A 20,227-nucleotide genomic window follows, 5' to 3' on the forward strand; every position below is an offset into this window, starting at 1 on the left:
GTGAGGCGGAGATGAGACGACGAACAGTCGCATTGCGACTCCAGGCGGCGCTGGCCACCGGGGCCGTCACGGTCGCGGTCGGTGTCGCACTGCCGATGCACCAGGCGTCGGCGGCGTCCGGCAGCGCCACCGGCTACGCGACCCAGAACGGCGGGACCACCGGCGGCGCGGGCGGGCAGACGGTGCGGGCCAGCACGGGCACCGCGATCCATGCGGCCCTGTGCGGCCGGGCCAGTAGCAGTACCCCGATCATCATCGAGGTCTCGGGGACCATCAACCACGGCAACACCAGCAAGGTGTCGGGCGACAGCTGCAACACCGCCGCCGACAAGATCGAGCTCAAGGAGATCAGCAACGTCACGATCATCGGGGTCGGTGGCGGGGCCGTCTTCGACCAGCTCGGCATCCACATCCGCGACTCCAGCAACATCATCATCCAGAACGTGACCGTCCGGAACGTCAAGAAGTCGGGCTCGCCCACGTCCAACGGCGGTGACGCCATCGGCATGGAGAGCGCCGTCCGCAACGTGTGGGTCGATCACGTCACCCTGGAGGCGTCGGGTGGGGAGTCGGAGGGCTTCGACGGCCTCTTCGACATGAAGGACGACACCCAGTACGTCACGCTGTCCTACAGCATCCTGCGCAACTCAGGCCGTGGCGGCCTCGTCGGGTCCAGCGAGAGCGACCGCTCGAACGGCTTCATCACGTACCACCACAACCTGTACGAGAACATCGACTCCCGTACGCCGCTGCTCCGTGGCGGCATAGCGCACATCTACAACAACCACTACGTGAGCCTGCACGAGTCCGGCATCAACTCCCGGGCCGGGGCTCGCGCCAAGGTGGAGAACAACTACTTCAGGAACTCCAAGGACGTCCTGGGCACCTTCTACACCTCCGAGGCCGGCTACTGGCAGGTCAGCGGCAACATCTTCGACAACGTCACCTGGTCCGGCCCGGGCAGCGAGAACAACCCCGCCGGCCCCAACCCGCAGTCCAACACCACCGTCAGCATCCCGTACTCCTTCAGCCTGGACGGTGCCAACTGCGTGCCGGACGTCGTCCGCCAGACGGCGGGCGCCAACACGGGTCTGCGGGTGTCGGACGGCAGTTGCTCGCCGCAGGGACCGACGCCGACGCCGACCAGGCCCACGCCGAAGCCCCCCACACCGACGCCGACCCAGCCCAGCGGGACCAACCTGAGCATCGGGGCCGGCTCCGACGGCTCCAGCAAGGCCGACGGGACGGGCTACGGCAACGTGCGGGACGGCAACATGAGTACCTACTGGTCACCGGCCGGCTCGACCGGCTCCATCTCGATCAAGTGGGGTTCCCCCACCACCGTGTCCAGGATCAACATCCGTGAGGCGTCTGGCTCTGCGGGCAACATCGGATCCTGGCGAGTGGTCAACCACGACACCGGTGCCGTCCTGACCTCCGGCAGCGGAGCGGGCGTCATCACCTTCCCCGCGACCTCGCTTCGCAAGATCACCTTTGAGATCACCAGTTCGACCGGCACGCCGAGCGTCGCCGAGTTCGAGACCTACGCCGGGTAGCAGCGCCGTACTCCGGGTCCGGCACTGCCCGGACGCCCCGGGCATCAGAACCCACCCGGCACGGACATCGGGCGGGGCCGTCAGCCACGATGGCCCCGCCCCCGCCCGATCCGGCCAGGGAACGGACCGAGCCAGGTGGGTTTCGCCGTCACCGGTGGCCCTGGCCGGACCACGCCCTGGCGGCCGCGTCGAGGCACCGTGGTCACAGCCCCACGTCCGGGCGACGACGGCACCACGTGACGATGCGTGGTCATTCCTCTGTGCCCGGTGATTGACAGATCGATCATGGCGGCTCGAAGATTTACCCAGCCTGGGCAGTGGGCGACGATCGCCGCCGGTCGGGCGGTATTTGCATCCTGCGTGTCATCCAGCGGTTCGCCGTGTCCCGGCGGCCGATCCCGAGAGGGAGAACTGCGCAGAAAGGAATGCAACATCATGTCAGATCTTCCTGGCCCCGGGTGGCGGCGCCGCGTCTTCCTCGCGGCATCGGTCGCCCTCGCCGGCGTGCTACTGGTCACCCCGGCCTCGGCGGTCACGCCGGACCCGGGCTCGTCGGGTTCCGCTTCCGCCGGGGACATCGATCTCGGACGGCTCGCGGGCGAGGAGACGAGTGTCGTAGAGGTTCTGCTCGCCGACAGTAGCGAGCTGGACAAACTGGTCGCTACCGGCGTCGATCTCGACCACCACGTGAGCCGCACCCCGAGCGGCATCGTGGTGCACGCCGTCGTCACCCCGAACGAGGTCGCCACGTTGCGGGCCCGCGGCTACCGGCTGGGAGACGTGCTCTTCACCCCGGACGACTCGGCGCAGCGGATCGCGGAGCGCGAGGCGACCATCGCCGCCCACGTCGCGGAGAACGAGGCGCTCACCGAGAACCAGGCGCGGGGCACCCAGGCGACCTCCGATGTCAAGATCATCCGAGCCGACTACTACACCTCCGGCACCGATCAGGTCCTCTCCGTCGAGGCGAAGTGGGCCCAGGGGCAGACCGCCACCGACGCCCTCACCGTCGCCCGGGACAGCGGTCCCGGCACGCCGATGGGCTCCGGCGGCACCCAGACCATCTCGCGCTTCGTGGACGCCGGGGTGTACCTCTACCACCGTGGCGCGTCGACGGTGCCGGCCCGTCCGAACTACGTCCAGATCACGAGCCCCAGTGGCGGGGTGGCGGTGGCCAAGGTGAACCACTGGCTGCCCATCCCGAGGGAGAACCCGGAGGGGCCCGGCTACCAGAAGGACTTCGTCGCCAGCTACCTGACCCCGACCGAACTCTACGACCGGATCCACCAGCTCGCCGCGCAGTACCCGAAGCTGGCCGAGATCGTCGAGTTGCCGTACAAGACGAACGGCTATCGGCGTAAGGCGCAGGCGGTACTCGGCAGCGCCAACGCGAGCCGGGTCGCGGTCGACTCCAGGGCCTGGGGGCACGAGGGTGGCAACGACGTCTCCGTCGAGTTCGCCGACCCCGGCACCGCCGGCCAGCCGCTGTCGGTCGGCGTGACCGGCAGCGCGATCCGGGTCAGCCTGGCCACCGACGCCACCGGCGCGGTGACCAGCACCGCCGCCGAGGTCGTCGCGGCACTGAACGGCACCGCCGGATCGCTCGTCGCCGCGTACACCTACCGGGGCGACGCCGGTGCCGGTGCCGTCGCGCCGGCCGCGCCGACACCGCTGACCGACGGCCTGAGCGCCCCGGCCAGCGTGTCGCGTGATCCGCATCCGGTGTACGCGATCCGGATCGGCAAGCACCGCAACAGCTCCAAGCTGGGTGTCCTCGCGTACGCCCAGGAGCACGCGCGCGAATGGGTGCCGCCGCTGGTCACGATCGAGACCGCCGAGCGGCTGCTGCGCAACTACGGCCACGACCGCCGGACCAGGGACCTCCTGGACAACCTCGACATCTGGATCGCTCCGTCGATCAACCCCGACGGCGGCCACTACTCGTTCTACGACTTCAACTCGCAGCGCAAGAACATGACGAACCACTGCCCGCAGACCGGGTCGGCGGACGCTCTCGGCCGCAACTCGTGGGGCGTGGACAACAACCGCAACTACACCGAGTACAGCCTCTTCGACGGTTACTCGGGGGCGTCGCCGAGCTGCACCAGCGGCACCTACGCCGGCCCGAGCGAGCTGTCGGAGCCGGAGAACAGGAACCTCGACTGGCTCGCCTCCCGGCCGAACATCAAGTTCTCGATGAACCTGCACTCCTCCGGCAACTACTTCATGTGGTCGCCGGGCGCGTACGCGACGCCGGGCCGGGTCTCGGCACCCCGGCCGACCCTCGGCGAGGAGTCGTTCTTCTGGGGCGCCTCGTCGCGGATCCTGACCTCGATCAAGCGGCACCGGAACATGGCGGTCACCCCGGCGCGTACCGGTCCGATTTCCGACGTGCTCTACTCGGCGGCGGGGAACTCCGGCGACATGCTCTGGTACAAGTACGGCATCTACGCCTGGAACTTCGAGGTCGGCACATCGTTCCAGCCGGAGTGGGCCGAGGCGCACGACGAGACGATGGAGTTCGCCAACGGCCTCGTCGAGCTGATGCGGGTGGCCCGGGACTTCGACACCGACCGCAGGCGGCCGGAGAGCGACCTGTCGGTGACCCGCAGCGCCACGCCCGGGATGGTGGACGTCACGTTCGAAGTGAGCGAACCGGCGGCGATCTTCTACACGCTGGACGGCCGCAAGCCGACGTACTCGTCCACGCTCTACGGCTCGGCCGGCATCCGCGAGGGCGGTGAGACCCTGACCGTCCGGTACGGGACCAGGATCAACTGGTTCTCGGTGGACGCGGCCGGCAACGTCGAGAACAACTACCGTCCCGACGGCCGGGGCAAGAACTACCGCAAGGGCGTCGCCATCCCACCCAGGCGGCGATGACCGCGCCGTTGCCCCGACGGCCCAGCGGCCGCGGCACCTCCGGGTGCCGCGGCCGCGCCGGGAGCCGGGTGCTCGGGGTACCCGGACATCCGGGCGACGGCCACCCCGCGGCACCCCGTCGGCGCCTCAGGGGTTGCTGGCGGCGGTGAGCCGCGCCGCGAGGGCGGCGACCGCGGCCCGGAGTTCGGGGCCACCCTCGACGCGGAAGGCGAACGGCACCGTCGGCAACCACTCCTGGGCGTACATCGAGGGATTACCCGTGCTGCCCACGAGCACGCACCCGTCCCCCGACGGTTCGAGCCGGCCCATCGGGGGCCGGATCCACGGGGCCACCTCGGCCACCGGAGCGTCGAAGACGACCCGGGTGGGGAACTCCCACCCGCTTCCCAGGTTCTCCTCCAGGGCCGCCACCGGGTCGAGGCCGTCGGGTGGCTCGAACGTCTGCCCGGTCTCCCGGACGGCCCGGACCCGGTCGAGCCGGTAGGTGCGGACCGCGTCCGCGTGGTGCGCGTGGCACAGCAGGTACCAGCGGGCGTAGCGGACCACCACCGCCCACGGATCCACCTCGGCGTCCCATTCGTTGCCGGACTCGGTCCGGTAGCTGACCAGCACCCGGCGTCGGGCCGCGACGGCGGCGACGAGTGCGCTGGTGGTGGTGGGGTCCGGCCGGGACGAATACCGGTCGGGCGCGGCCGAGGCGTACCTGCGCAGCGCGGCCGCCTGCCGGCCGACGTTCTCCGGGAGTACCTGGATGACCTTGCCCAGGGCCGAACCGACGAGATTGTCGGCGGCGGTGTCGGCAGCGGTCGGCTGACCGTCGAGCACCGCCATGACCAGCCCGAGTGCCTCTGCCTCCGTGAAGACGACCGGAGGCAGCCTCGTCCCCCGCCGGAGCCGGTAACCGCCGTAGGGACCCCGGACCGACTCGACGGGGATGCCGGCCTCGCGGAGGATTCCGACGTACCGCCGCGCGGCCCGCTCGGTGACGCCCAGCCGCCCGGCGAGTTCGCCGGCCGTCGTGCCGGGGCGGGCCTGGAGGATCTCGAGCGTACGCAGGGCCCGTGCGGTGGGGCTCAGTTCGGTCGGCACCCCAAGCAGATTAGGTGCCGGACGCTGAACCGGCAGTAGATCGTCCGGAACTGGGCCTAGCGTCATACCCACGACCAGGTTCCACGGGCAGGACCTCTCAGCGGAGGGCGGGAGAGCTTCCCCGGCAATGAGGTCTGCACAGCGTCCTGGGCGGAATGGGAGTACCGGCGCCATGCCGAACGGGACCTGACTCCGTCGAAGAAAGGACACTAATCATGGACATACTGCTCGTCGCCGGCCTCTGGCTCGACGGATCCGCCTGGGACGAGGTCGTGCCCGCGCTCGAGGCACTCGGCCACCGCCCCGTGCCGCTCACCCTGCCCGGCCAGGGTGACGGATCCGCCTCCGCCACCCTCGACGACCAGCGGGCGGCGGTGCTCGCCGCCGTCGACTCGGCGCCCGGAAACCCCATGCTGGTGGGACACTCCGCCGCCTGCACCCTGGCCTGGCTGGCCGCCGACGCGCGGCCGGAGAAGGTGGGCAAGGTCGTCCTCATCGGCGGCTTCCCCACTCCCGACGGGGACTCCTACGCCGAGTTCTTCGAGCTGAAGGACGGCGTGATGCCCTTTCCCGGCTGGGGGCCGTTCGAGGGGCCGGACGCCGCCGACCTCGACGAGGAGGCCCGGCGAGCCTTCGCGTCCGCCGCGATCCCCGTCCCCGAGGGGGTGGCCAACGGCGTGGTACGACTGGCGGACGAGCGACGGTTCGACGTCCCGGTCGTACTCGTGTGCCCCGAGTTCACGCCGGCCCAGGCGCGGGAGTGGATCGCCGCCGGGGAGGTGCCCGAGCTCGCCAGGGTCAAGCACCTGGAGCTGGTCGACATCGCATCGGGCCACTGGCCGATGGTCAGCGCACCGACCGAGCTGGCCCGGCTGCTCGCCTCGGCTGCCGTCGAATCCTGACGGCATGCCCGCAACGCGTGCCGGTCGCCGCCGCCGCAGCACCCCTGGGCGGGACGACCGCGCACACCCCTAGGTCACGGCCCTGGGCGGCCCCACCGGGTACGCCCCGGCGTCTCGCCTGGTCACCGCCACAGTGCCCCGAGGCCCCCGTGCTGATGATCCGTCCTGGTCGACGGAGCGTCGGGCGGGGGCCTCGTCGCGGTGATCGACCGACGAATCCGCGGGTGCGGACAGACCATCGTGGACCGGCCGTGAAAAGCGATCCACTTCGACGGCCGCCTGACGCCGACCCGCCCACCACCGGGCTCGGTCCCGGCGACCAACTGCCGTCCACAGCGGCTCGACGGTGTTCCGGCGAACAAGTACGGATGAATCCGGGCGTAGCCCTGCACACTGCTCGCTGGCGCCGGTCGGGCCGACTTTCTTCGCCGTCACAGTCTTTTGTCACCACGGACAAAAGTGCGGATGATCCCGCCGAAAGATCTGGACACATCGACGGCAAGCCAGTTAGTGTCGAACAATATCAACATGTTTCAACGAGGTAACCGGCGGCGCGGTTAGCTCGTCGTCTGAGAGCCACGGCTTGGCCGGGGGAGCCCACTCTGCAGGCCGCCGTGCCCGCAGACTCCGGCGCGGCCCGCCCGCGCCGTACCCGCAACGACGTCGGCGCTCCGCCGGCTCGGCAACGCGGTCGGCGTCACCCCCGTCGCCGACCCGACCTCGCCCATAGTCCACCGTGCCCATAGTCCCCCCGTCCTGATCGAGACACGTCGGTCCACACACCAGCCGCGACAGGCCGGTAGCCGCAGCACCGGACCCACCGTCGCGGATCACGCCGGTGTGCGGTCCACCGCCATGTCACCCGTCGATCCACACGAAACCCCCACGGGTCGTCGACGTTCACCCAAGACTCGCGAAAGGTGTGTTCGGCATGCCAGCTTTCCCTGTGCGCTGTGGTCCGCCAAGGCGCTCCCGGCTGCTTCCCCGGCTCGGCGCGGGCCTGCCCAACCGGCCGATGAGGATGCTCGCGGCGATCGCCGCCCTGGTCGTCGGCTCCGCGCTCGTCGCCGTTCCCGCCGGTGCCCGCCCGGTGGACACCGAGTCGAGCAAGGCCAGCGACCCCACGTCGGCCGGACAACTACAGGCCCAGGTGCTCACCTGGACGGCCGGGGACAGCACCCAGGCGTACGTCTCCGCGCCCACCACCGCGGTCGCCGGGCCGGCCACCCTCGTCTTCGAGAACAGCACCGCGACCGGCAACACCACCGGGATGCAGCACACCCTCACGTTCGACACCGGAAACCCCGAGTACAACCGCGACGTGGACGTGAACATCCTGGCCGACCCGTTCGACGCCAACCAGGGCCGGTGGACCGTCGACGTGGTACTCACGGCGGGCACCTACCGCTACTTCTGCGCGATACCGGGGCACGGCACGATGGCCGGGCTGCTCGTCGTCACCGGCGGGAGCGAGGACACCACCCCGCCGACGGTGACCGCCGCGGTCACCGGTGAGCAGGACGAGGACGGCGCGTACGTCGGCGCCGCGACGGTGACCCTCTCCGCCACCGACACCGGATCCGGCGTCGGCCGGATCGAGTACGCGTTGGACGGCGGGGCGTACGGCACGTACTCCGCCCCGGTCACGGTGAACGCCCCCGGACAGCACACGATCACCTACCGGGCCACCGACGTCGCCGGAAACACCTCCGCCGTACAGTCGACCGCCTTCCAGGTCGCCCCACCAACCAACCCCGACACCACCGCACCCACCGTCACCGCCGCCGTCACCGGCGAACAGAACGACGACGGCGCCTACATCGGCATGGCCACCGTCACCCTCACCGCCACCGACACCGAATCCGGCGTCGAACGCACCGAGTACTCCCTCGACGGCGGCGCCTACGCCACCTACACCGCCCCGGTGATGGTGCACCAGCCGGGTCAGCACACCCTCAGCTACCGGGCCACCGACGGGGCGGGCAACACCTCCGCCCCGCAGTCCATCGCGTTCGAGGTCGCCGACACGTCCACTCCGGACACCACGCCGCCGACCGTGACGGGCGGGGTCACCGGCGACCGCGACGAGGACGGCGGCTACCTCGGGGCCGCCACGGTGACCATCTCGGCCACCGACACCGAGTCCGGTGTGGACCGGATCGAATACGCGGTCGACGGGCAGGCGTACGCGGCCTACACCGCTCCGGTGACCGTCAACACGCCCGGCGAGCACACCGTCAGCTACCGGGCCACCGACAAGGCGGGCAACACCTCCGCGGCGCAGTCCGTGACGTTCCGGGTGGTCGAGCGGCCGGGTGACACCACCGCGCCGACCGCGACCGCCACCGTCGCCGGCAACCGGGACGGCACCGGGGCGTACGTCGGTGCGGCCACCGTGACGGTTTCCGCCACCGACGCCGGGTCGGGGGTCGACCTCGTCGAGTTCTCCCTCGACGGGCAGCCGTACGCGGAGTACACCGCTCCGGTGACGGTCAACCAGCCCGGCCAGCACACCGTCTCGTACCGGGCCACCGACGTCGCCGGCAACACCTCCACGCCCGGGTCGGTCTCGTTCAGCGTGGTCGCCCCGCCCGACCCCGACAACACCGCCCCCAGCGTGAACGCCGCGATCATCGGCCAGCAGGACGGCAGTTGGGCGTACGTGGGCAGCGCCACCATCGTGCTCACCGCCACCGACACCGGTTCCGGCGTCTACCGCGTCGAGTACGCCCTCGACGGGCGGGGCTACGTCGTCTACTCCGGCCCGCTGACGGTGAACACCCCCGGCGCGCACACGGTCAGCTACCGGGCCACCGACCGGGCCGGCAACGTCTCGGGGACCGCGTCGGCCACCTTCACGGTGGTGCCGAGCGGACCGCCTGCGCCGAGCTGCCGGGTGACCGACACCCGGCCGACGGTCTGGATCGGCACGCTGAACAGCGCCGTGCCCAACCGGGTGGTCGAGGGCCGCTGCTCGATCAACGACCTGATCGACGACGAACGGGCCTGGCCCAGCCACGCCGAGTTCGTGGAGCACGTCCGGGCGGTCGCCGAACACCTGCACCACCGGGGCAAGATCCTGCTGAAGGAGCAGAACGCCCTGGTACGCACGGCCCGCGAGTCCGGCGTCGGCAGGTCCGAGGCGAAGCAGGGCTACGTGCCGCTGCTCGACCGCACCGCCGCCTCGTTCAAGCTGTGGGAGCAGGTCGGTGCCGGTGGCTTCCGGCGCAACGCCGACGGCTCGATCACCAGTAAGGCCGTCGACGGCCTCGGCATGCTCTGGTTCCCGGTCCGCAGCTACGGCGACTTCTCGCTGAAGCTCCAGTGGCGGGACGACGCCCCGGGTGACGGGCGCGCCAACAGCGGAGTCTTCGTCCGCTTCCCGCAGGTGCACCAGCACCCGCAGGAGTCCCGCCCCGAGTGGGTGGCCATCAAGTACGGCCACGAACTCCAGATATTCGACCGGACCGACGGCGACCAGTACAAGAGCGGGTCGGTGTACGGCTTCGACCGGGTCGACCTCGACGGCGCGGCGGTCACCCCCAAGGGCAGTTGGAACGACTACGAGATCCGCGTGGTCGGCCAGCACTACTCGGTGTTCCGCAACGGCACCCTGATCAACGAGTACGTGAACGTTCCCGAGGCCGTCTTCAGCCCGCCCCGCGCGGACGATCCGGGCGGCGCCGGGCGCCAGAACGCGACCGGCTACGTCGGCCTGCAGAACCACGGCGCCGGCGACATCGTGACCTTCCGCAACGTCCGGATCGCCCCGCTGACCCCGTGACGCCGCACGCCGTCCGCTCCCCCGCCTAGCCGAGCGATTGGATAGAACGTTGAACCAGGAAACGAAGGACATCGGCGAGGTCGTACTCTCGCCACCCGACGGAGGGCCGGATCCGCACCCGGCGTCGCGGGCCCGACTGCTCGGCACCAGCGCCGGCCGGGCGGTGATGGTGGCGGCCATCATGCTGGTGACGCTGGTCGGCGCGGGCGGGCTGGCCGTGGCCGGCGGCACCACCGCCCGGCCGGCCGAGCGGGCGGTCGAGGCAGCGGCGCCGTCGGCGGAACGGCCGGCGGGCTGCGTCACGCCGGACCGGCGGCTGAACCTGTACGCGGTCGAGCTGCCCAGGGACCCGGTGACCAACCAGGTCCGGCTCGGTTACGGCCTCACCCCGCAGACGGCCTCCTACCCGGGGCCGACGATGGAGATGATCGAAGGGGAATGCCTGGCGATCACCCTGCACAACCAGGTGCCGGCCGCGACCCTGGAGCAGTTGCGCACCGATCCGGCGCATCCGGTCGGCGTCTCGCTGCACGTGCACGGGGTCAAGTACACCCAGCAGTCCGACGGCACGGTGCACAGCAACTCGTTCGTGCCGCCGGGCGGCTCGCGGACGTACATCTGGTTCGCCAAACCGCGCACCGCGACCTCGCAGGGCACCGCCGGCTACTGGTGGTACCACGACCACGTGGTCGGCGGGCCGCACGGCACCCAGGGCCTGCGCTCCGGGCTGTTCGGCGGTCTGGTGGTACGCCGGCAGGGAGACCCGAGGCCCGACCGGACCTACGTGACGGTCTTCGGTGACCGGCAGACCATCAACCTGCGGCGCAGCGCGGAGGCCGACACCTGTGACCCGGTGAACCCGCAGCCGGGCCCGACCTGCCTGGTGGCCAAGCTCGGCGAACGGGTCGAGTTCATCGTGATCGGCATCGGGGACGACATGCACACGTTCCACGTGCACGGTCACTCCTGGGCGGACACCCGGACCGGTCTGGTCGAGGGCGCCAACCGGGCGCTGATCGACTCGATCCCGGTGATCGACAACAAGACCCTCGGCCCGGGTGACAGCTTCGGGGTGCAGATCGTCGCGGGTGACTCCGTGGGACCGGGCCACTGGATGCTGCACTGCCACATGCAGTTCCACTCCGACCTGGGCATGTCGACCACCCTGCACGTGCTCGACGAGAACGGGCAGATGCCGCCGCACGCCGGCCGCCATTCGCCGGCGGCGCCGGCACAGGGCGCGGCGGCACCGGCCGGCGCGCACTCGAACCACCGATGACCCGCGACACCCCGCAGCACCAACCGACCACGCCAACGCCTGAAGCACTCTTCGTACCCCCTGTGGAGGAGGAGAAATGGCTCACCGACGCCATTTCCGGCTATCCCGATCGGTCGGGCGGCACCGTCCCGACCCTGTTGACCTTCCGTCCCCCGCGCTCCACCCGGTCCCCCGGCCGTGGCGTCGCGGTGCCGGACCGTTCCGCCGCGCGGTCGCCGTGGCCTCGGGCGCGCTACTCACGCTCGGTCTGCTGAGCGCGCCGGTCGCCGCGGCCCCGGACGAGACGGCCGGCGGCATCGCGCCGGCCTGGAGCGGCCAGGCGGTGAGAGTGCTGGTCTTCCACGGTCCGGCGGCCTCCCAGGAAGACCCGGTCGCCAGGGCCGTCAGCACGATCCGGAAGCTGGGCAACGAGAACGGCTTCACCGTGCACTCCTCTGCCGACCCGGCGGTCTTCACCCCCGACAACCTGGACCGCTACCGCAGCGTGGTGTTCCTGTCGGCCAACGGGGTGACGCTGAACGACGCCCAGGAAGCGGCGTTCCAGGCGTACGTCAAGGGCGGTGGCGGGTTCGTCGGCATCCACGACGCCGCCCGCGCGCAGCCCGGCTCCGAGTGGTTCACCGGTCTGATCGGCACCCGCCCGGCGGCGAGCCTGCCGAACGCGGAGAAGATCGAGAGCGTCACGGCCAGCGGCAACAACCCGCCGAACGAGATCGTCGAGAACCTGATCGACGGGTCGACCGGGACCAAGTGGCTCACCCGTACCCCGACCGGCTGGGTCGTCGCCAAGCTCGCCGAGCCGAAGGCGATCGGGCACTACGCGCTGACCTCGGCAAACGACTTCACCGGCCGCGACCCGAGGGACTGGACCCTGCAGGGGTCGGCCGACGGGGAGACCTGGACGGACCTGGACCGCCGCACCGGGGAGACCTTCTCGGGGCGGTTCCAGACCAAGCAGTACACGTTCACCAACACCGAGGCGTACCAGTACTACCGGTTGAACATCACCGCGAACAGCGGTGAGCCGCTGATCCAACTCGCCGAGCTGTGGCTGATCGGCCCGAACGCGGGACCGGCGCCGGAGAGCAGGGTGCAGGAGGCCGTGGTCGACGTGGTCGACCGGCAGCACCCGGCGAACAAGGGCCTGCCGTTGAACTGGACCCGGTCCGACCAGTGGATCAACTGGGACCCGAGCCCGGTCGGCCGGGTGCACACGATCGCCCAGGTCAAGGAGACCAGCTACAACGCCGGGCTGGCCGGCAACGGTGCCTTCCACCCGATCTCCTGGTGCCGGGACTACGACGGCGGCCGGTCGTTCTACACCGGCATGGGGCGTACCGAGGCCAGCTACACCACCGACACGCGGTTCCGCAGCCACCTGCTCGGCGCACTCCAGTGGACGGCCGGCCTGGTCCGGGGCGACTGCCAGGCGACCATCGCGGCGAACTACAGGATCGAGCGGCTGACCACCACCAACCAGTCCGGGCAGCTCGACCAGATCGGTGAGCCGCACGGCCTGACCATCGCGCCCGACGGCAAGGTCTTCTACATCGGCAAGGCCGCCTGCCCGAGTGGCCCGGTCGCCGACTGGGTCGACCCGAACGTGGGCCTGGGCTGCGGCACCATCCACCAGTGGGACCCGAAGAGCAAGCAGGTCAAGCTGCTGACCACGCTCAAGGTGATGGGCAACCGGGGCAGCGGCAGCGAGCTGGTGAAGAACGAGGAGGGCCTGGTCGGCATCACCCTCGACCCGAAGTTCGCGGAGAACGGCTGGTTCTACGTCTACTGGATGCCGCACGAGTCGATCGACCGGGAGCGGCGGGTCGGCCAGCGTACGGTCTCCCGGTTCACCTACGACCACGCGCAGCAGTCGATCGACCAGGGCACCCGCAAGGACCTGCTGCACTGGGACACCCAGATCCACAGCTGCTGCCACGCCGGTGGCGGCATGACCTTCGACGAATCCGGCAACCTCTACATCGGCAGCGGTGACAGCAACTCCTCCGGCGGGTCGAGCGGCTACTCCGGCAACAACTGGACCCAGGAGTACGCGGGCATCTCGTTCCAGGACGCCCGGCGTACCTCCGGCAACACCAACGACCTGAACGGCAAGATCATCCGCATCCACCCCGAGCCCGACGGGACCTACACGATCCCGGACGGCAACCTCTTCACCGGCCAGGAGCAGGGCGGTGGCAAGACCCGGCCGGAGATCTACGTGATGGGCGTGCGCAACATCGCCCGGATCGCCTGGGACCCGGTGAACGACTGGCTCACCGCCGCATGGGTCGGCCCGGACGCCGGCGCCCCGAGCCCGGAACTCGGCCCGGCGAAGTACGAGACGGCGACGATCATCACCTCGGCGGGCAACCACGGCTGGCCGTACTGCATGGGCAACCGGCAGCCGTACCGGGACCGCAGCAACGCCGACGCCACCGTGCTGACCGGCTGGTACGACTGCGACAACCCGAAGAACGAATCGCCGCGCAACACCGGTCTGGTCAACCTGCCGCCGGTGCGGGACAACATGATCTGGTACTCCCCGCAGGGCGGCGGCCCGATCTTCCCGAAGCGGACCGACGGCAGCGGGCTGCCGACGTACAAGGCTGAGGAGGCCACCTACACCCAGCCGTACCTGAGCGGCGGCAGCCAGGCCGTCATGGACGGCCCGACCTACCAGCGCGAGAAGGTCGACGTGAACAGCGGCGTCGCCTGGCCGGCGTACTGGGACAACAAGTGGTTCATCGGTGACCAGTCCGGCGCTCACAACCGGATCGCCGTCACCGTCGACCCGAGTACGGTCGCCCACGCCGGGGCGCCGGCCTTCGCCGAGGACCTGCGCGGCATCATCCAGGCCGGTACCGGCGCCAACCAGCTCGACTCGTGGATGGACGCGAAGTTCGGGCCCGACGGCGCGCTCTACATGCTCGACTACGGCAGGGGCTTCTTCAGCCTGCACCCGAACCAGAAGCTGATCCGGATCACCTACCAGGGTGGCCAGGCCACCCCGAACCCGAGCCTGGCCACGGCGCAGTCGGTCACGCCGAGCCAGCCCCGGACCATCGGCTTCTCCGCCGCGAGGGTCGGCGGGGTGGCCTGGGAGTGGGACTTCGGCGACGGCAGCAAGCTGTCGCACCAAGCCCACCCGACGCACACCTACAAGCGGTACGGCACCTTCCAGGCGACGGTGAAGGTGACCTACGCCGACGGGGAGGTGGTCACCGGGAAGATCGACGTGAACGCCGGCTGCGGTGCCGCCGACGCCCGGCCGACGGTCTGGATGCTGGACACCGACACCGGGGTCGCCAACCGGCAGACCGGCGGCGGCTGCACGATCAACGACCTGATCGACGACGAGACCACCTGGCCGAACCGGGCCTCGTTCGTCACCCACCTCGACGCCGTGCTCGCCGAACTGACCGCGGCGCACGTCATCGACAACCGCGAGTCCAGGGCGCTGCGCCAGGCCGGGCGGCAGTCCCCGATCGGTGCCACCGACGGCTACCAGCCGATCTTCGACGGATCGGCGAAGTCGCTCGCCGGCTGGCGCCAGGCACCCGGCGGGTCGTTCGCACTGCGTCCCGACGGCTCGATCCGCAGCTCCGGCGGCCTCGGCATGCTGTGGTACGCGGACCAGCAGCTCGCCGACTACTCGATCAGGGTGCAGTTCCGCGACATCTCCCCGGAGAACGTCCGGGCCAACAGCGGCATCTTCGTACGGTTCCCGGACCCGAGGACTCCGCTGGAGCAGCGTCCCGCCGGCAGTTGCGGCACGGTGGGTTCGGCCCGTACCTCCCCGGCCTGGGTCGCGATCTACTGCGGCCACGAGATCCAGATCTACGACGGCGAGACCGGCGAGCCGCAGAAGACGGGCTCGGTCTACAACTTCGCGCCGAACACCCTGGACAAGGCCGGGGCGACCCCGAAGAACCAGTGGAACGACTACGAGGTCCGGGTGATCGGCCAGCACTACACGATCAGCCGGAACGGTGTGGTGATCAGCGAGTTCGACAACACACCCGGCAAGCAGTCGTCCCGCCAGGGCGACCCGCCGACCGACCTGCGGCAGTTCCTGAGCGGCTTCGTCGGGTTGCAGAACCACGGTAACAACGACGTGATCGAGTTCCGCAACATCAGGGTGCGCCAGCTCTGACCGACCGGTAGGTGCCGGATACGGGCGTGGTGCCCGTATCCGGCACCTCTGCTTTCCCAGGTATCCAGGGGCGATGCCGCTGGCGAGGTTCACCGGGAGTTCGGTCCGCGTTGACGGCAGAAATGATCTCTGTTTGACGGCCTCCGTCGTACTGATCAGCGGTTTCTTCCGCGATCCGAGGAGCAAGATCATGCAGCAGACCCCGAACCGGCGCAGATTCCTGCAGGGGGCCGGGTTGGTGGGGGCTGGGCTGGTGGCCGCGGGTACCGGCGGGGCGCTCATCCCGGGCACCGCGCTGGCCGGCCAGCACACCGGCGACCGCCCCGACGTCGGGTCACCCCGGTTCACCCTGGCCGTCATCCCCGACACGCAGTATCTGTTCGACGCCGACCGGGGCGATCCGGCGCCGCTCACCGCGACGCTGCGCTGGATCCAGGATCACCAGGCGGAGCGGAACATCGTCTTCACCACCCACCTCGGCGATATCGTGGAGAACGCGGCCGCCGCCGAGTTGGCCCAAGCCGGCGAGGTCTTCGAAATCTTCGACCGGCGTCGGACGCCGTACAGCGTGCTGGCCGGCAACCACGACGTCGACCCGTCAACCACCGACCAGCGTGGACCGAGTCCGTACCTCGACGTGTTCGGGCCACGGCGATTCCGTACCTCGCCGACGTACCGGGGCGGCACGCCGGACGGCTACAACACGTACCACGTCTTCACCGCCGCCGGGCGCGAGTGGCTGGTGTTCGCCCTCGACTGGCGGCCCTCCGACGGCACCCTCGGCTGGGCGAAGGCCGTGCTCGCGGCACACCCGCGTACCCCCGTCATCCTGACCACCCACGACCTCGCGCACGCCGACGACACCGGCGTCGCGGAACTCTCCGGGCACGGCCAGCGGCTCTGGGACGGGCTGATCAAGGACAGCGACCAGATCTTCCTCACCCTCAACGGGCACTTCTGGCCGCCCGGACGCACTGTGCTGCGCAACGGCGCCGGGCGGGACGTGCACGTGCACATCACCAACTACCAGGACCGCTACTACGGCGGCGGCGCGATGATCCGGCTCTACCACTTCGACCTGGCGCGCAACACGATCGACGTGGAGACGGTCTCGCCGTGGATCCTCGGCCAGCAGCCGGAGCGACGCAACGCACTGGAGCAACGGGAGGTCGAGCTGACCGACCCGGCCAACCGGTTCAGTCTGGCCGTCGACTTCGCCGACCGGTTCGCCGGCTTCGCCCCGGTGCCGCCCCGCCCGCCCCGCAACCCGGCCACCGTACTGGTCGACGGCACCGTCGCGTACTGGCGGTTCGACCAGGGCCGGACTGATGGCACGCCCGTGCCGGACGGCTTCCGGATCGCGGATCTCTCCGGCCGGGGCAACCACCTGACCCGGGTCACCATCGCCGGCAGCGGCCCGGACGCGCTGCGCTGGTCCACCGAACACCACGGCGACCAGCCGGCGCACGCGAGCCTCTTCTTCGACGGCGGCAAGCGGCCCGCCCGCGGCGCCTACCTGCGTACCGTCGACGAGGCGCCGCTGAACGCGACGACCTTCGGCAACGGCTACACGATCGAGGCGTTCGTGAAGCTGCCGGCGGACGTCCGGGCCACCAACCACGCCTGGATGAGCATCCTGAGCCGGTTCGGCCCCGGCCGGGACGCCGGCAAGACCGGTGGTGACCCGGCGGAGCCGATCGCCACGCTCAGCATGTCGGACGGCATGGCGTTGCAGTGGGCGGTCTTCCCGGTCAACCAGGACGGCATCTCGACGAACTGGGGCCACGAGATGCACGCCGACGAATGGTTCCACGTCGCGGTGGTGAACGACGGCCGGCGTACCACCCTCTTCGTCGACGGCGCCGAACTGCTCCGCAACCCGTCCACCCCGGCCCGAGGACTGGCCAGCTCACGCGAGCCGTGGTTCGTCGGTGCCTACCACTACGACCGGATCGTGGAACAGGGCTTCTACGGCTGGATCGGAGACCTGCGCATCGTCGACCGTCCGCTGCCGGTCAGCAGGTTCCTCCGGGCCTGACCTCGCCCACCCGCACAACGCGGGCGCGCCCACAACCCCGGGCGCGCCCGCGTTGCCAACCGCTACTCGCGTACATATACTCGTCTGCGAGTAATCGCGCACGAGTGTCGGCGAGGTGGGTAGCGTGACGAAGCGGCGCAAGGTCAGCAACCTGCTGGCCCTCGCCGTGCTGTCGGCGCTGGCCCAGCGAGCCATGCACCCCTACGAGATCGCCACGGCACTGCGCGCCTGGGGCAAAGACCAGGACATGCAGATCAAATGGGGATCTCTTTACACGGTCATTCGCAACATGGATAAACACGGCATGATCACCGCCGTGCAGAGTGTCCGCGAAGGTCGTCGACCCGAGCGCACCGTCTATCGCATCACCGACTCCGGCCGCGCGGAGCTGGTCGACTGGGCCCGCGAGCTGGTCTCGACCCCCATGCGCGAGCAACCGCGCTTCCGGGCCGGTCTGTCCGTGCTCGCCGTCCTTCACCCGGACGAGGCCACGCGTCTGCTGCGGCGGCGGCTGGACCTGCTGGAAGACAACCTCACGGCCGCGCGCGACGCGCTCGCGCAGCACACCCGGCACATCCCGCGACTGTTCCTGGTCGAGTCGGAATACGACCTGGCCATCCAGGAGGCGGAAGCGGCCTGGATCCGCTCTCTGCTCGCCGAACTGACCTCGGGCAGCTACCCGGGGCTGGACGTGTGGCGGGCCTTCCACGAAACCGGCGAGATGCCGGCGGAGCTGACCGAACTCGCGGAAAGGACCAGCTCGACGGAGTGACGGACGGCCCTGGCGCGGTGCGCCAACACCGCGCCAGGGCCCTTACCTCGAACCACACCTGGGAAGGCGCTCGGCGCGAGGCGGCAACCACGAGGATAGCCGGTTCCCTCCCAGGTCGGTTCGCCATGCACGAGAACCGATGACCAGGGAGAAGACCATGACTGAGGTACGGACAGCGATCGTCGTCGGCGGCGGGATCGCCGGCCCGGTGGCGGCACTGGCGCTGCGCAGGGCGGGCATCGTGGCCACCGTCTACGAGGCGTACCCGAGCACCGCCGACGGCATCGGGGGCACGCTCGCGCTCGCGCCGAACGGCGTCGCGGCCCTGCGGACCGTCGGCGCGGACGAGGCGGTGGCCGCAATCGCCACGCCGATCACCCGGATGGCCATGGCCGTCGGCGGCAAGCATATGGAAATGCCCGGCCTGGCCGACGTACCGCCGCTGCAACTGGTGCACCGCAGCGACCTCTACCGGGTACTGCACGACCGGGCCGTCGCCGCCGGCGTGACCATCGAGTACGGCAAGCGCCTGCTGGACACGCAGGAGAGCGCGACGGGCATCACGGCAAGGTTCGCCGACGGCAGCACCGCCAGCGCCGACATCCTCGTCGGGGCCGACGGCATCCGATCGACCGTACGCCGCCTGATCGACCCCGAGGCACCCGGCCCGCAGTTCACCGGACTCCTCGGCTTCGAAGCGGTCGCGCGGCACGACGTGGACACCGGCCCCGGCACGATGACCTTCGCCTTCGGCAAGGGCGGTTACTACCTCTACTGGCCGGAGCCGGGCGGCGGCACCCGGTGGGGCGTCAACCTGCCGCAGGAACGGCCGATCAGCCTCACCGAAGCCCGCGCGGTGCCGTCGGCCGACTGGATGCGGACACTGCGCGCCGCCTACGCCGAAGACGATCCCGGCCGTGACCTGATGTCGACCAGCAGCGCCGACGAACTTCAGGTGGTCGGATCGTTGCAGATCATGCCCCGCGTCCCGCACTGGCATCGGGGCCGCATGGTGCTGGTCGGCGACTCGGCTCATGCGCCCTCCAACAGTTCCGGCCAGGGCGCGTCGCTGGCGATCGAAAGCGCGGTGCAACTGGCCCGCTGCCTGCGTGACATCACCGACGTCCCGGCGGCGTACGCCGCCTTCGAGCGCCTGCGGCGCGGTCGCGTGGAACGGATCGCCGCCCGCGCGGCGCGGATCAACCAGGCGAAGGCCCCCGGCGCGGTGGCCAGGGTGTTGATGCCGCTGCTGATGCCCCTGGTGATGAAGACCGCCATGAACCCGGAGAAGACGATCGGCCCGGAGCAGCGTTACGTGATCGACTGGGACGCACCGGTGACCGGGGACCCGGCGCTGCGTTGAGCGGCGTCGGCGCCTGGAGCCGGCCGGGGGCCCACCCGACCGCATCAGCGACGGGTGGACCACGGTCGGCTGGCCGTACGCCGGGCACCCGAGGGCCGTACACACGGTTCCGGATGCCCCCGATGGTCGTCACCCGCTCGCTGTCGGCGTTCACCGTCGCCAACTCTGGATGACCGGCTCCTCCGGTCCACCGCGTCCGGCCAGCAGCAGCCCACCGGCCAACAGAACCGACCGCCTCGACCACTCAGATCCCGCACAGATCCCGCACGGGCGTCGTGGCGCGCTTGACGATTCGTCCCCTATATTGGCGGTGTTCTGTGCCGCGTGTGGCTGGCCAACCCGTACGGACTTGTCGTTCCGACGTCGGGTCTCTCGACGTCGGGCGGGTCGACGTGGGTGAGGAGCAGG

10 protein-coding genes are annotated in these 20,227 nt (G+C 70.3%); 9 read left to right on the plus strand and 1 reads right to left on the minus strand.

Annotated features, from left to right (window positions below; all coding sequences use genetic code 11):
• Positions 1-11 precede the first annotated feature (11 nt).
• Entirely contained in the window at positions 12-1,556 is a 1,545-nt protein-coding gene (locus R6Y94_RS23030; RefSeq protein ID WP_318397972.1) for a pectate lyase, read from the plus strand.
• Positions 1,557-1,991: 435 nt separating this feature from the next.
• A complete protein-coding gene (locus tag R6Y94_RS23035) occupies positions 1,992-4,439 on the plus strand; it encodes a M14 family metallopeptidase (RefSeq protein ID WP_318397973.1) in 2,448 nt (815 codons plus the stop codon).
• Between the two features lie 126 nt (positions 4,440-4,565).
• On the opposite strand, the gene R6Y94_RS23040 is transcribed toward R6Y94_RS23035, so the two are convergent.
• Positions 4,566-5,528, minus strand: coding sequence for a helix-turn-helix transcriptional regulator (locus R6Y94_RS23040; RefSeq protein WP_318397974.1), 963 nt, complete (start codon positions 5,526-5,528; stop codon positions 4,566-4,568).
• 215 nt (positions 5,529-5,743) lie between these two features.
• Between R6Y94_RS23040 and R6Y94_RS23045 the strand changes: the two genes are divergently transcribed.
• The 7 genes from R6Y94_RS23045 (at position 5,744) to R6Y94_RS23075 (ending at position 19,819) form a co-directional block, all read left to right on the plus strand.
• Entirely contained in the window at positions 5,744-6,430 is a 687-nt protein-coding gene (locus tag R6Y94_RS23045) for an alpha/beta hydrolase (protein WP_318397975.1), read from the plus strand.
• A gap of 931 nt (positions 6,431-7,361) precedes the next feature.
• Entirely contained in the window at positions 7,362-10,214 is a 2,853-nt protein-coding gene (locus tag R6Y94_RS23050) for an OmpL47-type beta-barrel domain-containing protein (protein ID WP_318397976.1), read from the plus strand.
• Positions 10,215-10,263: 49 nt separating this feature from the next.
• Positions 10,264-11,493: a multicopper oxidase domain-containing protein gene (locus tag R6Y94_RS23055; protein ID WP_318397977.1), complete on the plus strand. Its 1,230-nt coding sequence runs from the start codon at positions 10,264-10,266 to the stop codon at positions 11,491-11,493.
• Between the two features lie 217 nt (positions 11,494-11,710).
• Positions 11,711-15,646 (plus strand): ThuA domain-containing protein, encoded by a 3,936-nt coding sequence (locus R6Y94_RS23060; protein WP_318397978.1) that lies wholly within the window; start codon positions 11,711-11,713, stop codon positions 15,644-15,646.
• 190 nt (positions 15,647-15,836) lie between these two features.
• Positions 15,837-17,684, plus strand: a complete 1,848-nt coding sequence (locus R6Y94_RS23065) for a LamG-like jellyroll fold domain-containing protein (RefSeq protein ID WP_318397979.1) — start codon at positions 15,837-15,839, stop codon at positions 17,682-17,684.
• A 124-nt stretch (positions 17,685-17,808) separates the two neighbouring features.
• Positions 17,809-18,456 (plus strand): PadR family transcriptional regulator, encoded by a 648-nt coding sequence (locus R6Y94_RS23070; protein WP_318397980.1) that lies wholly within the window; start codon positions 17,809-17,811, stop codon positions 18,454-18,456.
• 157 nt (positions 18,457-18,613) lie between these two features.
• Complete coding sequence (locus R6Y94_RS23075; protein ID WP_318397981.1) at positions 18,614-19,819, plus strand: FAD-dependent oxidoreductase; 1,206 nt, start codon at positions 18,614-18,616, stop codon at positions 19,817-19,819.
• Positions 19,820-20,227 lie beyond the last annotated feature (408 nt).

The organism is Plantactinospora sp. KLBMP9567 (genome assembly GCF_033446045.1).
GTDB lineage: Bacteria > Actinomycetota > Actinomycetes > Mycobacteriales > Micromonosporaceae > Plantactinospora.